Origin of the sequence: Alkaliflexus imshenetskii DSM 15055 (assembly GCF_000517065.1) — a bacterium.
In the GTDB taxonomy this organism is placed as follows: Bacteria; Bacteroidota; Bacteroidia; order Bacteroidales; family Marinilabiliaceae; genus Alkaliflexus; species Alkaliflexus imshenetskii.
Map to the genome: position 1 here is coordinate 299,482 of NZ_KI912105.1, position 19,522 is coordinate 319,003.

At 36.4% G+C, this 19,522-nt stretch carries 14 protein-coding genes and 1 pseudogene; 7 read left to right on the top strand and 8 right to left on the bottom strand.

Going from position 1 to position 19,522, the window contains the following annotated elements:
• Nucleotides 1-270 (top strand): annotated as a pseudogene (locus ALKIM_RS0101390) (IS91 family transposase); the annotation flags it as partial.
• A 306-nt stretch (nt 271-576) separates the two neighbouring features.
• Here ALKIM_RS0101390 and ALKIM_RS0101400 read toward each other — a convergent pair.
• On the bottom strand, nt 577-1,485 hold the full coding sequence (locus ALKIM_RS0101400) for a hypothetical protein (protein ID WP_026473102.1): 909 nt from the start codon (nt 1,483-1,485) through the stop codon (nt 577-579).
• A 262-nt stretch (nt 1,486-1,747) separates the two neighbouring features.
• Between ALKIM_RS0101400 and ALKIM_RS0101405 the strand changes: the two genes are divergently transcribed.
• Nucleotides 1,748-2,662 (top strand): tyrosine-type recombinase/integrase, encoded by a 915-nt coding sequence (locus ALKIM_RS0101405; protein ID WP_026473103.1) that lies wholly within the window; start codon nt 1,748-1,750, stop codon nt 2,660-2,662.
• Nucleotides 2,634-3,818, top strand: a complete 1,185-nt coding sequence (locus tag ALKIM_RS17200; protein ID WP_044117672.1) for an IS91 family transposase — start codon at nt 2,634-2,636, stop codon at nt 3,816-3,818. Before ALKIM_RS0101405 ends, ALKIM_RS17200 begins: the two co-directional genes overlap by 29 nt.
• A gap of 298 nt (nt 3,819-4,116) precedes the next feature.
• Here ALKIM_RS17200 and ALKIM_RS0101415 read toward each other — a convergent pair whose 3' ends face one another.
• Nucleotides 4,117-4,668, bottom strand: a complete 552-nt coding sequence (locus ALKIM_RS0101415; RefSeq protein ID WP_026473104.1) for a hypothetical protein — start codon at nt 4,666-4,668, stop codon at nt 4,117-4,119.
• A gap of 13 nt (nt 4,669-4,681) precedes the next feature.
• On the bottom strand, nt 4,682-5,278 hold the full coding sequence (locus ALKIM_RS0101420) for a hypothetical protein (RefSeq protein ID WP_044117673.1): 597 nt from the start codon (nt 5,276-5,278) through the stop codon (nt 4,682-4,684).
• A 497-nt stretch (nt 5,279-5,775) separates the two neighbouring features.
• On the opposite strand from ALKIM_RS0101420, the gene ALKIM_RS0101430 reads away from it, so the two are divergent.
• Complete coding sequence (locus ALKIM_RS0101430) at nt 5,776-7,485, top strand: N-6 DNA methylase (protein WP_026473107.1); 1,710 nt, start codon at nt 5,776-5,778, stop codon at nt 7,483-7,485.
• Here the strand turns inward: ALKIM_RS0101430 and ALKIM_RS0101435 are convergent.
• The 5 genes from ALKIM_RS0101435 to ALKIM_RS0101460 all read right to left on the bottom strand — a co-directional run bounded on the left by ALKIM_RS0101435 (nt 7,472) and on the right by ALKIM_RS0101460 (nt 16,632).
• Nucleotides 7,472-8,590 carry a hypothetical protein gene (locus tag ALKIM_RS0101435; RefSeq protein ID WP_026473108.1) on the bottom strand — a complete coding sequence of 373 codons (1,119 nt, stop codon included), beginning with the start codon at nt 8,588-8,590 and terminating at the stop codon, nt 7,472-7,474. The genes ALKIM_RS0101430 and ALKIM_RS0101435 overlap by 14 nt on opposite strands.
• Entirely contained in the window at nt 8,587-8,826 is a 240-nt protein-coding gene (locus ALKIM_RS0101440) for a helix-turn-helix domain-containing protein (RefSeq protein WP_044117674.1), read from the bottom strand. Before ALKIM_RS0101440 ends, ALKIM_RS0101435 begins: the two co-directional genes overlap by 4 nt.
• Nucleotides 8,827-9,077: 251 nt before the next feature.
• Nucleotides 9,078-9,815: an IS21-like element helper ATPase IstB gene (gene istB, locus ALKIM_RS0101445; protein ID WP_026473110.1), complete on the bottom strand. Its 738-nt coding sequence runs from the start codon at nt 9,813-9,815 to the stop codon at nt 9,078-9,080.
• Between the two features lie 10 nt (nt 9,816-9,825).
• Nucleotides 9,826-11,373, bottom strand: a complete 1,548-nt coding sequence (gene istA / locus ALKIM_RS0101450) for an IS21 family transposase (RefSeq protein ID WP_026473111.1) — start codon at nt 11,371-11,373, stop codon at nt 9,826-9,828.
• Nucleotides 11,374-11,832: 459 nt separating this feature from the next.
• On the bottom strand, nt 11,833-16,632 hold the full coding sequence (locus ALKIM_RS0101460; protein WP_026473112.1) for a DEAD/DEAH box helicase: 4,800 nt from the start codon (nt 16,630-16,632) through the stop codon (nt 11,833-11,835).
• Nucleotides 16,633-16,999: 367 nt separating this feature from the next.
• Between ALKIM_RS0101460 and ALKIM_RS17205 the strand changes: the two genes are divergently transcribed.
• The 3 genes from ALKIM_RS17205 to ALKIM_RS0101475 all read left to right on the top strand — a co-directional run bounded on the left by ALKIM_RS17205 (nt 17,000) and on the right by ALKIM_RS0101475 (nt 19,522).
• Entirely contained in the window at nt 17,000-17,824 is an 825-nt protein-coding gene (locus ALKIM_RS17205; RefSeq protein WP_052345210.1) for an endonuclease I family protein, read from the top strand.
• Nucleotides 17,825-18,080: 256 nt separating this feature from the next.
• The gene (locus tag ALKIM_RS0101470) at nt 18,081-18,431 is read left to right on the top strand and encodes a hypothetical protein (protein ID WP_044117676.1); all 351 of its coding nucleotides are present in this window, start codon (nt 18,081-18,083) and stop codon (nt 18,429-18,431) included.
• 11 nt (nt 18,432-18,442) lie between these two features.
• Nucleotides 18,443-19,522: a histidine kinase dimerization/phospho-acceptor domain-containing protein gene (locus ALKIM_RS0101475; protein WP_026473114.1), complete on the top strand. Its 1,080-nt coding sequence runs from the start codon at nt 18,443-18,445 to the stop codon at nt 19,520-19,522.

A 19,522-nucleotide genomic window follows, 5' to 3' on the forward strand; every position in this document is an offset into this window, starting at 1 on the left:
GTGCGTATCCGTCGGTTCGGCATTTATCATCACACCACAAAACTCCATCTGGATTTGCAATTTGTGCCCGATGAAAAGCCTGACATTGACCAGATGACAGCTAACCAAAAGCCCGAAACGGCTCCAGAGCGCATTTTAAGATTGACAGGATTCGACATAACCAAATGTCCGCATTGCAAAACGGGTCGTCTGATTGTCATCAGAACCCTGCCCAGGATTCGGTCACCCGCAGGGCATCTGCCTTCTAGGCTTTTTGATAAGTTGCAGTAACCAACATTACATTCCCTTTAAAAACTTCATTCACATGAGGTTCGGCATCGTATTGCCTTGACGGGGAGGGTTAAGCCCAAAAGAAGCTGGTTTTCAACATTTGAAACACAAAGACCACTCATCTCTTTAACCGAAAAGGTTAAAAACAGCACGAACGCAGCATAGGCGTTCTTGCCAAAAACATCAAAAACCAACAAAAAGTCCATAGCTGCCAGTTGTAGTCCAGACGGGATGTCGTTCAACCTGGAATAATCGCTGGGTCGTGCCGACCGCTCATATTCCTATATATTGTGCATAGTTTTTTCTTTAATCTCGTACTTTTTCAACTAAAGACATATTAATAGATGTCAATAATTGGTCAGTAAAAACTTCTAACATTTGTAATCTTGCTGTTCCAATCTTTAATTCCTTTCCTTCTTCAAACCCAAACCCTAAAGAATAAGGTTCTGTACAAAAGTCAGCTAGTTCTTTTGTTACTTTCTTTACTCCATGAACAATAGAATTCCTTACTATAGATATACCTCTAATACTTTCAGCCCATGTTTCTGGAGTAGACAAGGTGTAACTCTTAGGTTTCTTTATACCTGTTTCTTTACAGTATGATAAAAAGACTTTGCCTAAATTATCATATAGTTTATTTCTCTGCCAGTTATCTAATCTTTCTTCAAAAGCTTCTTGCCATTTCTGTCTAGATTCGACGCTAATATTAGCTTCATTTCGTAGTTTCCTTAAGTGTCTAAATTCTGGTCCTTTAATCAAATTTTCAGGATTGTACTTCCAATAAATTCGATAAAAGTCAAATACAAATTCTTCAAGGCAATTATATAAATCCGTAAAACCATAAGTGCATATCATTGGGACTGCATCTAAATGAACCTTTGCGGATTTCTCTGCATCCCATTGTGCAATAGTGACTAATTCCCCACCATTATTTCCTTTTCTTAACGATTGAATATTAAAGGCAAAAGAAGCATCATCTTTTTTTGTCGCATACTTTTCATTTGCGACATAGAGTCCATTTATAGAAATTGCCCATTTAATATAAGCACTTCTAAAAATACCTCTCCATTCTCCAATTCTTCGAGTGGTTTCTTCTATCCATTGTTCATCTTCACAAGTTGCTTGTATAATAACATTGTTAAATCCTATGCTCTTAGCAATAAAGGGGTCTGAGAGAATAAATTCATGGTGGCCTATTAAATTTTCTCTTTTCATTTATGTTTTAGTTTAAGCTAAGTTTGTAAAATTATGCACAACGGATACATGTATAAAACGTTGGGAATTGCGGGCTTCGTCCCTGTCTGCCGTTGCAAAAGCTGATGCGGGGCAGAATACTTCACGTAAACACTTAACCCCCCAATGTTTTATATATGATGTTGAACTAAATCCCTCCGGGATAGCCTCTTTCAAAAATAGCATTAATCTTTTTAGATGCAAGCCGTTATAACTGCATTACTCACTTTTAAATTATGCAGTTATGAGAAAGAAAACAACCTTAACGATTGTAGAGCACGCCTTCGTTCTGGTTCCGGAGTTTAAGGCCAGGGCTTTAAAGATGGAGCATCAGGTGGTACTTCGTGGACAGAGTCAGAGCACTCTGAATAATTACATTCTGCGCATAGCGCTGTTTGTTATCCATTTTAAACAACTGCCCGAAGACGTCACCGAAGATGAAATCAACGAGTATCTGGTGGCTTTGGCACGCGATGTCAAGGCTCCTTCGCGGAGCAGTTTCAAGCACATGGTTTATGGCCTAAGGTATTACTACCGTTTGCTGGGCATGAACAAAAAGGCCATTGCTTTGCCTTCATTAAAGCAAGAGAGCAAGTTGCCGGTTGTGCTGAACCGCCAGGAGCTAAAGATGCTGTTTTCGGCACCTACGCTGCTTAAGCACCGAATTATCCTTACGCTGATCTATTCTGCCGGATTACGGGGGCAAGAGGTCATCAACCTTAAGATATCCGATATTGACTTTGAGCGCATGGTCATCCACATCCGCCAGAGCAAATACAAGAAAGATCGGATTGTGCCTTTGTCCGCCATAATGGTCATCGGGCTCAAGAAATATCTCAGAGCCGAGAATCCGCATGTTTGGCTATTCAATGGCAAAGAGGCTGATGGTCGCTACAGCGTCAAAGGATTATCCTGGGTTATGCGGGAAAGCCTTAAAAAAACCACCATCTCTAAAAACGTGAACCTTCACTCCTTACGCCACACGTATGCAACCCATTTATTGGAGCAGGGCTTAAACATTGTAACCTTACAGGAGCTTTTGGGTCATGCCGACATCACAACAACCATGATTTATCTTCACACAGCCCAGTGTCAGCATATCACTCCTCACAGCCCCTTAGACACACTCTATGGAAAAGCCATACAAAAGCAAGCATGAACTGGCTGATGTTGTTTGCCAATTTGGAGGAAGTTTGTTGCAGAGCGGGGAGTTATCGCCCAAGCAGATCAAAGTCTTTCACAACCTTGTGCAGTGCCGTACGGCCGCTTTGGGTGGACATGAGCAGGTGTGTGATGATTGCGGAGTCATACACTACCGTTACAACAGCTGTCGCGACCGACATTGCCCCAAGTGTCAGGGAACCAAACAGGCGCTCTGGATTGAAAAGCTGATTAAATCAACACTTGCAGTCAAACACTACCATCTCATTTTCACCGTGCCTCATGAGCTCAACCAGATTTATCTTTGGGACAGGAGACTTTATTGCAATATTTTGTTCCACGCCACCAGAGGTATACTGCACAGCTTTGGGTACACGCATTACGGTTGTGAAACCGGAGCCGTTGCGGTGTTACACACTTGGGGGCAGAACCTTTCATTGCATCCGCACTTGCACTGCATTGTTCCGGCAGCAGGATACTCGTTGTCGGGAAAATGGCGCCACATCGGCAAATATGAAAATTATCTCTATCCGGTGCACCAGTTGAGTGCTGCCTTTAAAGGTAAATTTCTGGACAGCATAAAAAGAGAACTGCGAAAACTATCTGCAATGGATGGCTTCAAAGTCTGCATTGAAGCGGCTCATCAAAAAAAGTGGGTCGTCTATTGCGAACCCTCAATGGCTGGCGCCGAACATGTCATCAGGTATCTGGGGCAATACACCCATCGCATTGCCATCAGCAACCAGCGGATATTGAATGTTGACTCAACAAACGTCACTTTCGTAGCTAAAGACTACCGCGACCGCGCACAAATAAAACCGGTATCCCTGAAAGGAGAAGAGTTTCTGCGTCGATTCTCTTTGCATGTTATGCCAGATGGTTACGTGCGTATCCGTCGGTTCGGCATTTATCATCACACCACAAAACTCCATCTGGATTTGCAATTTGTGCCCGATGAAAAGCCTGACATTGACCAGATGACAGCTAAACAAAAGCCCGAAACGGCTCCAGAGCGCATTTTAAGATTGACAGGATTTGACATAACCAAATGTCCGCATTGCAAAACGGGTCGTCTGATTGTCATCAGAACCCTGCCCAGGATTCGGTCACCCGCAGGGCATCTGCCTTCTATGCTTTTTGATAAGTTGCAGTAACCAACATTACATTCCCTTTAAAACTTCATTCACATGAGGTTCGGCATCGTATTGCCTTGACGGTGGGTTTTAAGCCCAAAAGAAGCTGGTTTTCAACATTTGAAACACAAAGACCACTCTTCTCTTAAACCGATAAGGTTAAAAACAGCACGAACGCAGCATAGGCGTTCTTGCCAAAACATCAAAACCAACAAAAAGCCCATAGCTGCCAGTTGTAGTCCAGACGGGATGTCGTTCAACCTGGAATAATCGCTGGGTCGTGCCGACCGCTCATATTCCTATATATTATGGGCTGGCATTATTGTCTTCCTAATATTGGATTAATTTCATTCCTAAAGTATTTTTCGACCTGAGGTACTATTAAATCATAGTTTTTTACATCTACTTTTATCGAACTTATCCTAAACTCGTAACCATGAATATTTTTACGTTCCCTAAGTTTTAAAGCACCAGTCGGCTTATTCATTTCTTTATAAACATGCATCTTTATTCTATCTGAAATGTTTTTTGCTCTACCGAGATAAATAGGAAACCATGTTTTATATTCAGAATGTTTTCTAACTCTTGAGATTCTTGAATTTGGAACAAAATTGGCGATATATTTATCATCCTCCCACTTTGTAAGAAAATCCGACATCCAATCTTGTATTGATGTGAATGATGGAATAGTCTTTATCTCTACTAAATAAACGCCTGAATATTGCAATGATGACAATAGATTTAAGTCGAAGTCATAACCTAAGGTAAATACAAAGTTTTCTACAAATTTTAGTTTTGAAATCTGCTCTTCTAAAAGAACTAATTGCTCCGTTAAAATCTCATCAATAGTTTCTATGCTATCTGCTGGCATTTTTTGAATATTATTAGTCTAATTTATTATACTCTTCTTCTAAAAAATCAATTCCACTTTTAAAAGTATCATCTTGTGCTTTTAAGGCATCAATGTTTGTCTGATATTGCTCTGGAAATTTCTTGAATTCCTTAGCCATTCGTTGAATACCTGCTGGGCATAAATACGCAGGTGTATTTCGTCCTTTAATCCCTAATGATGGAACAACCCCGTCAAACAAATCCTCTGAAACTTTAACACCAAATAATGTTTCAACTGCTTTGTTTGTCAATTGAATAAAATAAGGAATCCTAACGACCTTATAGCCAAATCCCATATACAAATCAGTATTTTTTAAATCCTTTTCTATTATATCAGGATTTGTATAATGTGGAAGTCCATCAAATTCAATAATTAGTTTCAAATTTTCACTCCTGTAGTCAGGACGACTTCTATACGTTACTCCATTAATATTTCCTAATGTTTTATCATGTATCCAGTCATTTATATGTGGGTAAATTACTTTTAAATAATCTTCAAGTCCAGTTCTATGAAGTCCAGTATCCTTATCAATGCCAGCATTTTCTGCCATTGCTTTTGTCTCTCTCAAAAATCCCCATTTCTTATTCATAGTATTTATCGCTACTTGTCAATGGTTAATGTCATATGTTGCAGTTGTCTCGTTTTTGCTTGCCCATAACGGTCACGTATATGAAACGTTTGGCATTTCGAAGCACTTTCCTGTCAAGTTACAAGAGTTTTTGATACAGGCTGAAATGCCATATAACCCACTGACTGCCAAATGTTTTATATACGATGTTGTATGCTGGTGTTTATTCATTTATAACTATTAATCAATTAATTAACGCTAAAGTAATCACTTTTTCAAAACCCACCAAACTGTATAAGAATCACAAATTTATTTTGTTTTTATGAGCGTCGGCAATCCTAATGCCCTGTGGGCAAATAGGGTCGGCTTTGGAAGCTCTTTGACAAAGCTTTGATTTGAGATTTGGCTCGTGGGGCTTTGGCAATGTGCTTACAAATAAGGCTGGCTTTTGTTGATAAATAGCTATTGCTTTTATTGATGATTATAAGTATCTTTGCTTTGTTGATGATTATTAAATTATGAAAAAAGAAATTGACCATATTAAGCAGACTGGAGCAACCTTTACGCCAAAAGAACTAGCTCAATTCTTAGCTCAGAAGCTTTATTATTATCAAAGCGGAGACAATCTAAAAGTACTTGACCCTGCTTGTGGAGACGGAGCTTTATTAATGGCAATGGCTGAAGTTATGCAAAAAAATAATCGAAGTTTTGAATTACATGGTTATGATTCCAATAATGAATATCTATCAATAGGCAAAGAAAACTTATTAATAAATAATCATATCAAAAATGCTAACCTAACTTTAGCTAATTTTCTTGAAGTTGTTGATTTAAAGAAAAAACAACTATCATTATTTGACAATGATTCTAGTTCTGTTAACGAATTTGCCGATTTAATAATAGCCAATCCACCTTATGTGCGTACACAAATATTAGGAGCAGACCAATCTCAATTACTATCAAAGAAATTCGGTTTGAAAGGGAGAGTTGATTTATACTATCCCTTTCTGATTGCCATGACACATGCTTTAAAAGAAAATGGTTTAATCGGTGTGATAACTTCAAATCGTTATTTATCAACCAAAAGTGGTGAAAGTGTACGCAAATTTTTGACTGACAACTATGAGGTTTTAGAAGTTATTGACCTTGGTGACACAAAACTCTTTGATGCAGCTGTTTTGCCTGCAATTTTTATTGGGCGTAAAAAATCTAATGTAACTAATACCACGTCAAAGTTTTATAAAATATATGAAGAATTGAATGGATATGAAGGGGAATTAATTCCAGAAAACTCTGTCTTTGATGTTTTAAATTCTGAAAATGATGGTTTTTTTAGTGTAGGTGAAAAACGATTAAAAAAATCATCTGGCATTTTGAAGTTTAGTAAAACAAAAGAAAATACATGGACAATGCTTTCAAAGAAAGAAGGCTTGTGGGTTTCTGAGATTGAAAGCAATTCTAAAACTTTTATTAAAGACCATTTTAAAGTCCGTGTTGGCATAAAAACAACTGCTGACAAAGTATTTATAAGTGACAAATGGGCTGATTTAAATGGAACTAAACCCGAAGATGAATTATTAAAGGAGTTAATTTCTCAAGAAAATATAAAGCCTTGGGGGGCATGTGATAAGAAAAAACTAAAAGTGCTTTATCCTCATTATTCAAAAGATGGAAAGAAATATACAATCAACCTTGAAAAGTACCCAAAAGCTAAAGCTTATTTACTTAGTCACGAAGAAAAACTAAAAAGTCGTAAATATTTAATTGATGCAGGTAGAAACTGGTTTGAAATTTGGGTGCCCCAGAATCCATCTTTTTGGAATTTACCAAAAATAGTTTTTCCTGACATTAGTACTGGACCGAGATTTTACTACGACAATACTGGTAAAATTGTAAATGGTAATTGTTATTGGATTGTTGCAGAGAAAGAAGCGGATAACAATATATTATTACTAATCCAAGGAATAGCAAATTCGAAGCTAATGACAAAGTATCACGACCTAGTTTTTAATAATAAGCTTTATTCTGGACGTAGGCGCTATTTTTCACAATATGTTGAAAATTATCCACTACCTGACATTGATACAATTGAATCCAGAGAGGTTATTAATACCGTTAAGCAAATTAATGGAACGAATGAAGAAAAAATAATTTCCAAGTTGACAAAAGTTTTAGAAAATCAAGTAGCAAAAGCTTATAATGTTTCGACAGTTATTAATCTGGATTAACAACTACTTTCCCCTCGTACTTATCGAAAAAATCCATCGGAATAGACCTTTGGCATTTGTAGCTTTGGTCTGACACATAAGAAAAAACTTCACCCAATTTTTCGCCTGGACTTAAAATAATTCCTTCAATTATTTCAGTTTTAGGATTAGTCAAAGCAATCAGGTATCTAATATCGAAAGTCGTGATATTTAATTCTTCATTAATAACTTCCTCCTTTTCAGGTGAGAATTTACCTAAATCAACCGTCTGGGTATCTTGAACTTTAACTTCTAGTAACTGATTGGGAATATCCGGAAAAGCTCCATAGAGTAAATCAGAAATTGTTGGTTCGTAACCAAGTAGTTCCAATACTTTTCTTTCTAATGATTGACCTCTATTTTTTGTAGAATGCGCAGCAAGTTTATATCCTATTAATTTTTCAGCAACCATTGTTTTAATTAATTCAATTGCCAAAACTTCATTTGACTTTGCTTCTTCAACCATGTTAACTTTGGGAGGTTCAAAATCGTGTCGGATTAAATATGATAGCTTTTTTGAATCTTTGAAGAACATAATTTTACTTTCACTATCGTAAATATTTTTTCTGATTTTGGATGAGATTAATAGCTGATGTTTGATTGTAGGTTTGCCAAATTTCCCAAACTTTTTAACGATGTAATCTGGAGTTGCAATGATAACACATGATACTTTCATAGTTTCAACATCCACCTTAGTCATTACGAAACGTACATCGTTGCATTTTAAACTTTCTCCCGATTCATATTTTATCAGAAGTGTTATACTTGCTGGTATTCGATTCCAAACTTGAAGGTTGTAAGAAGAACCGCTTGTGACAATATATGTATCTATAAATTCACGAACTATTTTGGGGATTCCTTTCTTTTTGGGAGGAACAATTTCATAACCATCATCAAAAGCGGGCTCAGGGAAAGGATATTTTTCTAAAGTTTTTGCAATTAGTTTTCGATTATTGGAACCATCTGTCCGTGATTTCCCAGTTAGAATAAACTCTCGACCAATCATTGATTTTAATCTCTTTTGTAATTCTTCCAAAGAAGTTAGTGCTACAGGAGATTTAGCAGGGATTTTAAATAAATTATTCATATTTCCATTTCTAATAATTCTGAAATAGAAACATTGAGGGCTTTAGCTAATTTATTTAAGTTAATTATTGCGATATTCCGTTCTCCTCTTTCTACTGAACCAATATATGTTCTATCAAGATTACATTCAAACGAAAGCTTTTCTTGAGACAATCCAGCTTCAATCCTAAAGTGCCTAATTCGCTCACCAACTTTTTGCAATAACTCTTTATCCTCAATCGTGTAAGATGTTTCCATTTCACATTAAATTTTGAACAAAGATTACGAAAAGATGATTATAATACCACGGACTATAAGTATCAATCAGATTGTGGAGTCGCAAAATTGCACTCTTTTGCAAATTTTTGGTTTGCGCGTCAGCCTGAGCGATTTGCAAATGTGTGCAATGTGGGTTGGCTTTTCTTTTTGGGTATTTCGGTCATATTTGTGCCAGGCATTTCGGTCAAAATGTGCCAGTCTGAGAGATGGTGCAATAGTACAAAAAAATGCTATTCGCTTGCTAAAATGCCCTTCCTTAATGAGGGTCCATTTAGGTCAATTCGATGAGAGGAGTTTACCAGTCGGTCGAGTATTGCATCCGCAATCGTTCCTTCCCCGATAATGTCGTACCAAACCGAGACAGGTATTTGTGAAGCCACAATCGTTGTTTTCTTACCGTGTCTGTCTTCTATTATATCCATTAGCGACTCTCGGTCCTGCTTATCAAAAGCTTGCAGCCCAAAATCATCTAATATGAGAACATCCGTTTTGGCTAATTTATTGATGTCATTCATATACGTCCCATCCATTCTTGATATCTTAAGTCGCTTAAATAATCTGGATGTAATTGCATAAACCACCTTGTATTCCATCATACAAGCCTGATGGCCAAGAGCCTGAGCAAGGAAGCTCTTTCCAACCCCTGTTAGCCCGGTTATTATAACGTTTTCGTTTCTCTTGATAAAATCAAGCGAGGCCAGCCGTTGGAACATGTTTTTATCAAGCGTTCTGGTGGCACTGTAATCGATGTCTGCAAGTGTGGCATTTTGTCTGAACCCGGCATGTTTAATAAGTCTGTTGATTTTCTTATTCTGACGCTCCTCCCATTCATGATCGGTAAGTAAGGCCAGGTATTCATCCGCAGTCAAAGTGTCTAACTGATTATTTTTGACGTGCTGTAAATGCAAGTTTGCCATAGCGTTGATTCGCATATGGCGAAGTTTTTCTACTGTTTGATTGTTGTTCATGTTTATTGGTTTATTTATAGTTAGTTGCCCCTCTTAAATTGCTATGAGTGGGTATATGAGATGCTCTTTGATTATCCGGCTCCTCAACAAAAACGTCCCGTTTATTCTTAAGAATGTTTTTAAGTCGTCCATAGGAGTGTATGCCGACATCAAGAGCCAATTTACAAGCATTGTTGAGCCTTTCGACACCATAGATCCGATGCAATTGGATTACGCCCATGGCTCTCTTGTAAATGACTTCCGGATAAGATTGATTATCAAACAAACTGGCTACAAAATCATGGACGTTAACTCCATGCTTTAGTGCCTTGTTCTTAAAAAATTCAGGGCTCCACTCAAGATAGGCTTTGTGTGTGCTACACAAGTGGCTTTTATCGGTATTGTACTCGCCTGGAGAAGGGTTTCTTTGGTGGTAAGCAATACGCTGTTGATTGTAAAAAACCTCAACACTCGATCCGGCATAATGGATTTGAGTTCTTTTACCGATATAACGATAGGGAACGCTGTAGTAATTGTTGTCCGGAGAGAAATAAACATATCCGGTTTTTTGGACCTTAGCCCTGCGATATCCTTTTATCTCATATCGTGTTGAAGGAAGCGGCTTAAGGTGCTGCCTCTCTAATGTTTGGAAAAGCTCTCGCCTACTGCATGAGCGCCGTTGTAACAACATGTTATTATAGCCTACAAGGTGTTTTTGGATCTCTTTATTAAGGTCATCCAGAGAAAAGAAGGTCATGTTGCGTATGGGGTAATAAATTCGTTGATAGGATAAGTTTACGGCATTTTCCACTAATGCTTTATCCTGCGGGGCGTATCCACGAGCCGGATTTACTACGCTGTTGTAATGACTCGCAAAATCTAAAAATGATCGATTGATACGAGGCTCGTATTTACTGGCTTTAGTAACTGCTGACTTTAGATTATCTGATACAATGGCCTGGGGAACGCCCCCAAAGTATGACAAGGCATTGGCAGTGCACTTTATTAAGGATTCCATAGTTTGGTCAGGACAAGCCTCAACGTAAGTGTACTGACTGCAGGGCAAAATAGCCACAAACACCTCTACGGCCTGGATTTCCCCGGTATACTTATCAACTATTGTAAGCTTCTTGCCGGCGAAGTCAATGTAGAGTTCATAACCGGGCTTGTGGGGAAGTTTCATCGAGCCCTTCTCTTTAGAGTACTTCCTTTGGTAGTGCTCGACAAATTGAGTGTAACTGTATGGCTCTTTAGCTGATGACTTATATTCAGAGTAATGATGCAGTAGCGTAAACCCAGGATGATTTGGTTCTGCATGCATATTAGTGAAGAACTGCATCAGTTCATCAAAGCGAGGATTCTTTATGGTGGTGTGGCCCGGGAATAGCTGGGCAAGCTCATAATTGGAAAGCTTTAGGAGTTCTTCTATGCCATGCTTGCACGCCTTAAACTGCCTTACATAACTGTTTATAGTGTTGCGATGAATGCCTAGAGTATCAGATATCCGACGATTACTTATGCCATCAATGTGCAACCGTAAAATTTGCTTTAGTTCCATAAGATCAAGAATGTGTGCCATATCGCTTTTTATGGCGATATAGAAAATTAAACTTGATCTCTCAAACTGGCACAAATCAAACCGAAATCTTGAGCCTTAAGCGGCTCTCCAAAATGGCACAGTTCGAACCGAAATAATTGGCACAGTTCGAACCGAAACAGAAAGGGGCAATCCTGTTGCGACTTTTTCAAAACCTGGCCTTGGCTCGTGGCACATTTTGGCCGAAATTAGTGGCACATTTTGAACCGTTTTATCCATCTTTTTGAGGGGAGGAGAAAAAAACAAAATAAATTCTCGCATATTTGCACCTACTTATCTACGAGGCACTTTTTACACTTGCATACAACGGTTAGTATATGAAAAGTAGGCGATTTCGAAGTACCAAACTTTCGGTTAAGCACAAAGTTTGAAACGAGCCAAAAACCTTGATGTTACTATTGTTTCGCCTATTTTTTATATACATTGTTAGCCGTTCGGTTTTCATTTCTTATGCTTTTCAAATTTACTCAAGTCTATCTTTCCGACTATTTTCAGTCCACCGTTTTGGTTTATATTATTGCGTTCTACTGACAAGTCATTTGTTTTATGTTCTTTTAAGTCTCTTAATTGTATGTCAATTGCTATGTCGTTGGCTTTGATGAAATATTTCATTTCAGAAAGACCAAAAACGTTTACGTTGTCGTGACCTGAAACGTAACTGTTGCTTTCGATATAGTTTCTGTCGTTGAACAATATATTTTCAATGTCATTGGCATTTAAAATCTTTGTGTTACCAATGTTGTTTCTGTATGAATGTCCAATTTTGTTGATGAAATTATTATTTTGAATTGCTGAGTAAGGGTGCAAAACAATCAAATAATCTTTTGCTCTGCTGATTGCAACATTGTAAATGTATTCTTTTGACAAAAGTGCTTTTTCGTGTCCTGAATAGAAATAGTTGTTTGGATTGCAGACAAAAAACACAATATCACATTCATCGCCTTGAAAACCGTGAACTGTGTCGGAAAACACTTTTACGTTTTCAGAAATACCGTAAGATGTTATCAATTTATTCAGCAAAATTGCTTGTGCTTTGTATGGTGCAATTAGTCCGATTGTCCATTGTTCTTTTTCATTTATTTCGTCAAAATATCTGATAATTTCAGAAACTAAAATTGCACAATAAGTATGATATGAACTGTAAAATAGCTTGTTTACTTTGTAAATAGAATTGTCTTGATTTAGCGGAATATCAACGAATGTTACGTTTGACGAAATCAAGTTTTTAAATTTTTCGGGCAATTGTTTGCTTTCTTTTCTGTTCGTTTCTCTGTCGTGTTTTAATAGACTTGAATAGGAAAGTTCGCTAAAAAGTTGCCCGATTTGTGGGATACTTCGGTATTGCGTATCAAGATTTTGGATTGTGTCAATTTCTCTAATTATCTGTTCTTCGGGATTAAAACTTTCAAGGTTCATCATTTTGTAAATGTTTTCGTCTTGAAAGTCAAAATTTTCCAACTCTTTTTCATCTATCTCAATAACAGGTGGAATTTGTTTCGGGTCGCCTGCAACGATGAAATTTGTGTTTGGATTTGTTTTGAATAAAGCCATTATAGCAAATGAGATGTAATGCAAACCCGTCATTGATGCTTCATCAAAAATTACATAGTCAAAGTTTCTATGTTTAAAAAGTTTGTATTCAAAATTCTCTCCGTCTTTTTCGCCATTGATTTCAAAGTAGGGCAAACGATGAATTGTTGAAGTAACAACATTTATGTTGTGTAGTGATTTGTTGTCTAATGTGTCCACATAAATACCACTTTCCTCTAATTCAGGGTCTGTAGGACGACTTAAACGAACAGCGTAGATGTTAGGATTGATGTCTTGTAATTTTTTACAAATTACGTCCGCTGCCTTGTTAGTTGGCGTAAGCACCAAAAATTTCGTATTTGGATTTTCAGCTAAAATGTTGTTTATATTATTACAAAGTGTTGTTGTTTTACCTGTTCCTGGTGGTCCATAAATGAAATTCAAAGAAGGTATTGCTTCTTGAATGGTTTCCCACTCGGCAATATAATTGTCGTTCGTAAACGCTTTGTATAATCTGTCAAGCAAGTCAATAACAGGTGTAAAGTTAATTTCAACTTTAAAAATGTTTGAAAATCGAGAAAGCGTATTGCCTGATAATGGTTCACGGCAATAAATCAACAAATCTTGCCCTTTTTTAGAAACACCCTCAACAGTTATATTTTCTCTATTGCCGTTTCCAAAAACAAGCGAAACTTTAAAATCGTCTGCATTTTCAATTTCAGGCGATATGTAGCTACTTGCACCACAAAGTAGAAAGTATTTATTATCGGCTTTGTATGGCTTAATTTCCTGAAACGAAATTGATTTTTGTTTCTGTGTGTCTTGCTTTTCTCCGTAAGTAGTAAGCAACTGCAAATACGCTTTAAACCAATCGTAAGAATATTTTACGCTGTTGTTGATGTTTTCTGCTAAATCAACTCTGCTTTTTTTGATTTCAAGTTGCTTTTTTAAATCTTCAATTCCTTTTGCAAGTTCTTCATCTTCGTCAAAGTCAGGTAACGTATTTGTTTTTTCTTTTTCAGATTTCGGTTTTGATACAGATTCTGAAAGATTTTCTAAACTTTCAATCGCACCTTCTAAATCTTCTGTTTCAACCTCTGTATTTGTTCCCGTCGTTTTTCGTTCTGCCTTGCGTTTTTCCTTTTCTCTTTTTTCTTCTAATGCTTTTCTTGCTTCTTCCGCTTCTTCTTCGCTTTCAAATTTAGAGGCAATTCTTTCGGTTTCGGTTAATATAACGGTTGGCTTGAAACCAAGTAAACGTTCTAATTCTGTATCTCTTTCGTAACCGTCAGCTAATTCATTTATGGTAATTTCGCTCGGGGTTACAAATTCGCCATTGTAAGATAAAAGCCATTTTGAATTTCGGAGACGAGTAAACTCAGAAGAATTAAAATATTCTTCTCTATGAGTACGGTAAAAATACTTGTGTGTGGCTTTGAATATTATATTTAAGTCACTGTATTTCAATAAGAATCCCCATGAAATTTTTGACCTTTCAAAATCAATATTTTTGATAAGTTCTTTACTACCGTCAATGTATTTATCATATAGTTCGCTATTTCCTGTAGAATACGATAAATTAAATTTACTTCTTTCTTCATACGCCTTTAGTTCTCTTTTGTAGATTATTGGAAGAACTCTCACACCTAATTTCAACAAAAAATCTTTCAGAATTTGTTGCTCTTTTTCTTCTGTGATAAAAGAGTAGTAGTCATCTAGGTCAACAAATTTAGTATCTGGCTTTGATTCGAAATACTTTACTAAATCTGTGGTTGGATAATAGATTTCATTAGCTATTCCACGATAGGTTGTTTCATCTTCGTTTGTTTTGTAAGAAACAAACTCTTTATCTTCTATTAATGAAATAAACTCTTCTGGTCGCCCTGCATTTTTCCAATAAGTAAAAAACTTCTTAAAGTGTGTTTCTGCATCAATTTCTCCATCTTTTTCATACAATGGCAATATGTTATTGTAGATTTCATCTTTCAAACTCGGCTTTTTAATTCCGAAGTTTTCAAGAAATTCCTTTGTCTTTTTATTTTTAAGTAGTTCAAGGTCAATGGTTTTGTAAGTTGAATTAGCTTCGTCTAAAGGCAAAAACAAAATACCGTGTAACTCTCCACCAATTTTGTCAAATGCAGCGACAGCATTTCCTTGAGAGTCTTTAAAAATAGGTTTTGTTTTAAACTTGTCTTGATAAGATTTTCTTTCAGAAAGATATTCATAAAATTTATGAAGCCATTCATTTGATTGCGTTTTGATAAAATTGCTTGTAATTAAATCAGCAATTTTATTTTCAAAATCCATATTAGATTTAATCAACTGTGGCTCTTTCCTATCCCAAGACCTTTCAGAACCACCGTCAATATAATCTGTTATTTCTTTATCCTTTGTTCTACCAATAGTTACGAATACCCATTTTGCATTTTGATTCTTAACTAATTCAGCAAGTTGTTCGTTTGAAAATAAGTTTGCCAAATCAGGAGAATCAGCCCAATAAGCGTTTTGCTTATTGGCAAATGTTTCGTTTTTAGCAGGCAGTATTTCTTCGGTTTGTAACTTCTCTTTGATTTTAAAATAGAAATCATCAAAAAAACCGTTATTACCGTATTCAATATTCTTATATGGAATTATTTCAATAATATCATCGCTAATTGCTTTCAAATCTTTCAAAAATAGCAAGCTTTCGGCTGAAAGTTGTGCAAGCAACTCTACCATTTTTGTATTGTGTTCCTTAGAACGATGTATTCCTTCCCGACTATCTGTGAGTAGAAATGGGGCGTGAAGAATAAAATTGAGATTTGTTGTTTCCTTGGTTGGGAAAAAGCAAAATGCAGAATATTGTTTTGGTATCAATTTCCCATTCTCGTCAAGAAAGTAGCCAATAGAATAGTTGAGATTGTGTTCTTCTGTTAATCGTGTAAATAAGAATAAGTTTTCTTTTGTTTGTTTTAATCCGACTTGTTGATTGAGTTCAACTTTTTCATAAATAATGTCTTCTGCTTGTTTCTGTTTTGTTCCTTTTTTGGAATATTCACCTATTTCATTGTTTTCTGCTTGCCATATTACTTCTTGTAAGTTGGATAGAAACAGTGTTGGAAAAACTAACTTTTTTAATTTGTCTAAAATATCTGAATAAGCCTTTTCCTTTGGCATTTTTAAGTTGCCGTTTTCATCGGTTTCTTGCTTGTCAAAAGGAAAATGAAAAACAGTTTCGTTCTTTTGCCGGTCTGCTAAATCTTCGTCCAATTTAATTGGAACAATGAATTTGCTAATCTTAAATTGAAAGTGTGGGTCGTAAACGTGTGGAGTTTCGGTGTATTGAAAAACTGCTTTAAAACCAACTCCAAATTTCCCAATAGTGGAGTGGTCTTTTTTGTTTGATTGTGCAACTGCGGTAATGGCGTTGATGTCACCTAGTTTATTGTTCTGCTGGTCTAGCTTTTCGGTGTCAGGATTTGAAACCCAAAAGTTTTTAGTGCCGTTGTGCTTGAAATAAAGACCGTTTTTTGTTAATTGAAAGGAAGACTTTGTAGCTTTTGCATCGTTTGCGTTTTGCAAAAGTTCGTAAATGAAATGAGCTTGGTCACTATATTTTTCAATTACACTGTTCCACATATTGCTAATGGCAAAATCGTCCATTAGCGTTGTTGCTGTGTGGTGTCTTTTTTGGTATAGTTTGTCAAACCATTTTTTTTGTTCTTCAGTCATTATTACTCAATGTTACTTTGTTATCTGGTTGTCTGCTTTTGTGAGTGTCGCTCTTAAACTGACGGCTAACTCTATAGTATCATCAATATTACCTATATATCAATTATGCCAAATGATATATATGCGTATATCTACCCAAATTGTATGTATATACGCACCTGTATCATTTCATTCTAAAACTAATCAAATTTAATTAGCACCTTTTCTGTTTTTTGACGAAATGCGCATTTTATTCTACAAACAACATAAGGTAATCTGATAATATCTAACCATTTACTACTTTCAGACAAGCTGAATAATGCAATAATATCACATTGTTAGTTTATTTGATTTCGTACATTTGTTACCAAACCAATCTCAACATCTAATGAAAGCATTCAGGCTGCTATTCCTATATCTGTTCTTAGCCGGTCAGATTGTAGTTAAATCCCAAATACCTGCGGGCTATTATGACAATGCCAATGGTCTAACTGGTCAGGAGCTCCGAGAAGCTTTACATCATATCATTAAAGACCACATTACTTTCCCCTATACAAGCACCGCTACCGATGTTTGGAAAATACTCCAGATAGCAGACAGAGACCCGGATAACCCTGAAAACGTAATTGGGATTTACTCTGGTTTTTCAATGAATGGCCCAGCTCAATATGATAGTGGTGATGGATGGAACAGGGAACATGTATGGCCGCAATCCCGTGGCGATTTCGGCACAGCTCGTGGCGCTGGTACCGACTTACATCATTTACGGGCAGCAGATATCTCAACAAACTCAGCACGCAGCAACCGTTTCTTCGACATCGCACCAAATCAATACATCGACCAATCAGGTCAGTATAGTGGTCCCACAAACAGTTACACAAGCTCTCATCGGTATGTATTCGAGCCTCGCGATGAGGTCAAAGGTGATATTGCTCGTATGCTATTCTACATGGTTGTACGTTACGAAGGTACAAATGGTGAGCTAAATCTTGAACTTACAGATGAAATACTACCATCTAATGACCGCTCCCCACTAATGGGTAAAGCATCGCGCCTTGTGGAATGGCACCTTGCCGACCCGGTTGATGATGAAGAACGTCGCCGCAATGATATAGTCTATTCATATCAGCAAAACCGAAATCCATTTATTGACCATCCTGAGTTTGTGTGCTTAATACTTTCACCCTCTCTTAATGGGATTAATATCCAGTAAATTCATTAAATTGTTAAGCTCAAATTCTATTAACAATCATTCTCAAAATGATTTACATCCCTATACGATAAATCACCTGCATCTAGGGAGATAATATCTCTACCTGCGTACTTCTTAACATAACTTACCATAAATACACTTAACATCCGTTAACCGGGACAGATAAATCACGAGTCATGAAACTGATTTTAATCAAAAAGGATTATATTTACAGGAGTGTAAATTAAAAACTGTTATAACCAACCACTCTTGAATTATGATAAGTAAAGATACGAGCAGAAGATATTCTATTCAATTGAGTTTTGAGGACATTAGATTGCCTCCTTTTGAAGACATCCTTATTCTTGGAAAGAAATGCCCTCAGGGGAAAGTAGGTGTTTGCAAGTCATTTGAATTTTTAATCCCGAATGAATTTGAAGCGTTTGAAGTAGATAATGACACTGTTGAAGCAGTCTTTATAAATAAAAGAGTACTTAAAAAAATCGACAAAGATAAAGTCATGAATGTTTTAAGGGACAAGGTATTTCCTTTTGTATCCGAAAACGAAATACTAAAAGTTGATTTTAAATTAAAGGTATATTACGAATCCATTGAAGGTGAATTGTAAATTTTACAATAATGTCTATCAAAAAATACATTAAGGCTGACTATCCAACTGTCGGCCCTTTTGAGGGAGTTAATGCCATAGAAAATAGACTTTTAGAGAACAATTACCTTGTAGTAATTGACGAACACAATAAGTTCCATGGAATTCTTACACCAGCTGATCTGATTAAGCATCCTCATAAGATTGTCGCTGATTGCTTAAGTAAAATGGAAAGTGTTACATATAATGATACCACTTTTAATGTGATTGAAACATTCAATAAAAGTCAATATTCTGTATTACCTGTACTGCATAATGACAATTTCGTTGGCATTATTGAAAAGAAACAAATTCTGAACGACCTACAATTAAAAGTTGAAGAACTGTATAATGAAACCTTTATAACCAGGAAAGCCAAAGATTTTTTCCTTAACAACATTTCACACGAGATACGAACTCCATTAAACGGGATATTAGGATTTCTGGAGGTGATTCACTCATTAAAGAGTAACACACAGGATTTACAAAACACACAATTCTCCAATATTATCAGATCGTCGGCTGAGCGCTTCCTGTTAATTATGAACGACTTAATTGAGCTATCACTATTAAACGCCGGTGATGAACCTCTTTTAAATATTGATGAAATCCGAGTAGATAAACTTATAGAAGAGGTAAAACAGACAATTGAATCACAACCAGAATTTGTTAATAAGGCCGTTCGCATCTATTACACGGATTCTGATATTTCAACAATTATATATACAGATGGGCAGAAGCTAAAACACATGCTTTACCATCTACTTGAAAATGCAGCTAAATTTACATTAGACAATGAAATCGTATTTGGCTTTACAACAATCGAAAATTTCAACTCTGTCACTTTTTCTGTAAAGAATGCAGTTGACAAAGATATCAGCTACAGGGTTTTTAGCCCATTTGAGAAACAAGAACTCATTGGTAATGAACTTAATCCAGGATTGGGAATCGGATTATCGGTGGTAAAAAAGCTTACCGAAGTACTGGAAGGCGATATCAATTTAAACGTAACCCAAAATGAACTTGAAATCATAGTAACTATTCCAATAAAGCACTCAGGTTATATCAATTAG

Coding starts and splice junctions, on each gene's coding strand:
- ALKIM_RS0101400 (WP_026473102.1), bottom strand. CDS start 1,485: ATGAAAAGAGAAAATTTAATAGGCCACCATGAATTTATTCTCTCAGAC.
- ALKIM_RS0101405 (WP_026473103.1), top strand. CDS start 1,748: ATGAGAAAGAAAACAACCTTAACGATTGTAGAGCACGCCTTCGTTCTG.
- ALKIM_RS17200 (WP_044117672.1), top strand. CDS start 2,634: ATGGAAAAGCCATACAAAAGCAAGCATGAACTGGCTGATGTTGTTTGC.
- ALKIM_RS0101415 (WP_026473104.1), bottom strand. CDS start 4,668: ATGCCAGCAGATAGCATAGAAACTATTGATGAGATTTTAACGGAGCAA.
- ALKIM_RS0101420 (WP_044117673.1), bottom strand. CDS start 5,278: ATGAATAAGAAATGGGGATTTTTGAGAGAGACAAAAGCAATGGCAGAA.
- ALKIM_RS0101430 (WP_026473107.1), top strand. CDS start 5,776: ATGAAAAAAGAAATTGACCATATTAAGCAGACTGGAGCAACCTTTACG.
- ALKIM_RS0101435 (WP_026473108.1), bottom strand. CDS start 8,590: ATGAATAATTTATTTAAAATCCCTGCTAAATCTCCTGTAGCACTAACT.
- ALKIM_RS0101440 (WP_044117674.1), bottom strand. CDS start 8,826: ATGGAAACATCTTACACGATTGAGGATAAAGAGTTATTGCAAAAAGTT.
- istB (WP_026473110.1), bottom strand. CDS start 9,815: ATGAACAACAATCAAACAGTAGAAAAACTTCGCCATATGCGAATCAAC.
- istA (WP_026473111.1), bottom strand. CDS start 11,373: ATGGCACACATTCTTGATCTTATGGAACTAAAGCAAATTTTACGGTTG.
- ALKIM_RS0101460 (WP_026473112.1), bottom strand. CDS start 16,632: ATGACTGAAGAACAAAAAAAATGGTTTGACAAACTATACCAAAAAAGA.
- ALKIM_RS17205 (WP_052345210.1), top strand. CDS start 17,000: ATGAAAGCATTCAGGCTGCTATTCCTATATCTGTTCTTAGCCGGTCAG.
- ALKIM_RS0101470 (WP_044117676.1), top strand. CDS start 18,081: ATGATAAGTAAAGATACGAGCAGAAGATATTCTATTCAATTGAGTTTT.
- ALKIM_RS0101475 (WP_026473114.1), top strand. CDS start 18,443: ATGTCTATCAAAAAATACATTAAGGCTGACTATCCAACTGTCGGCCCT.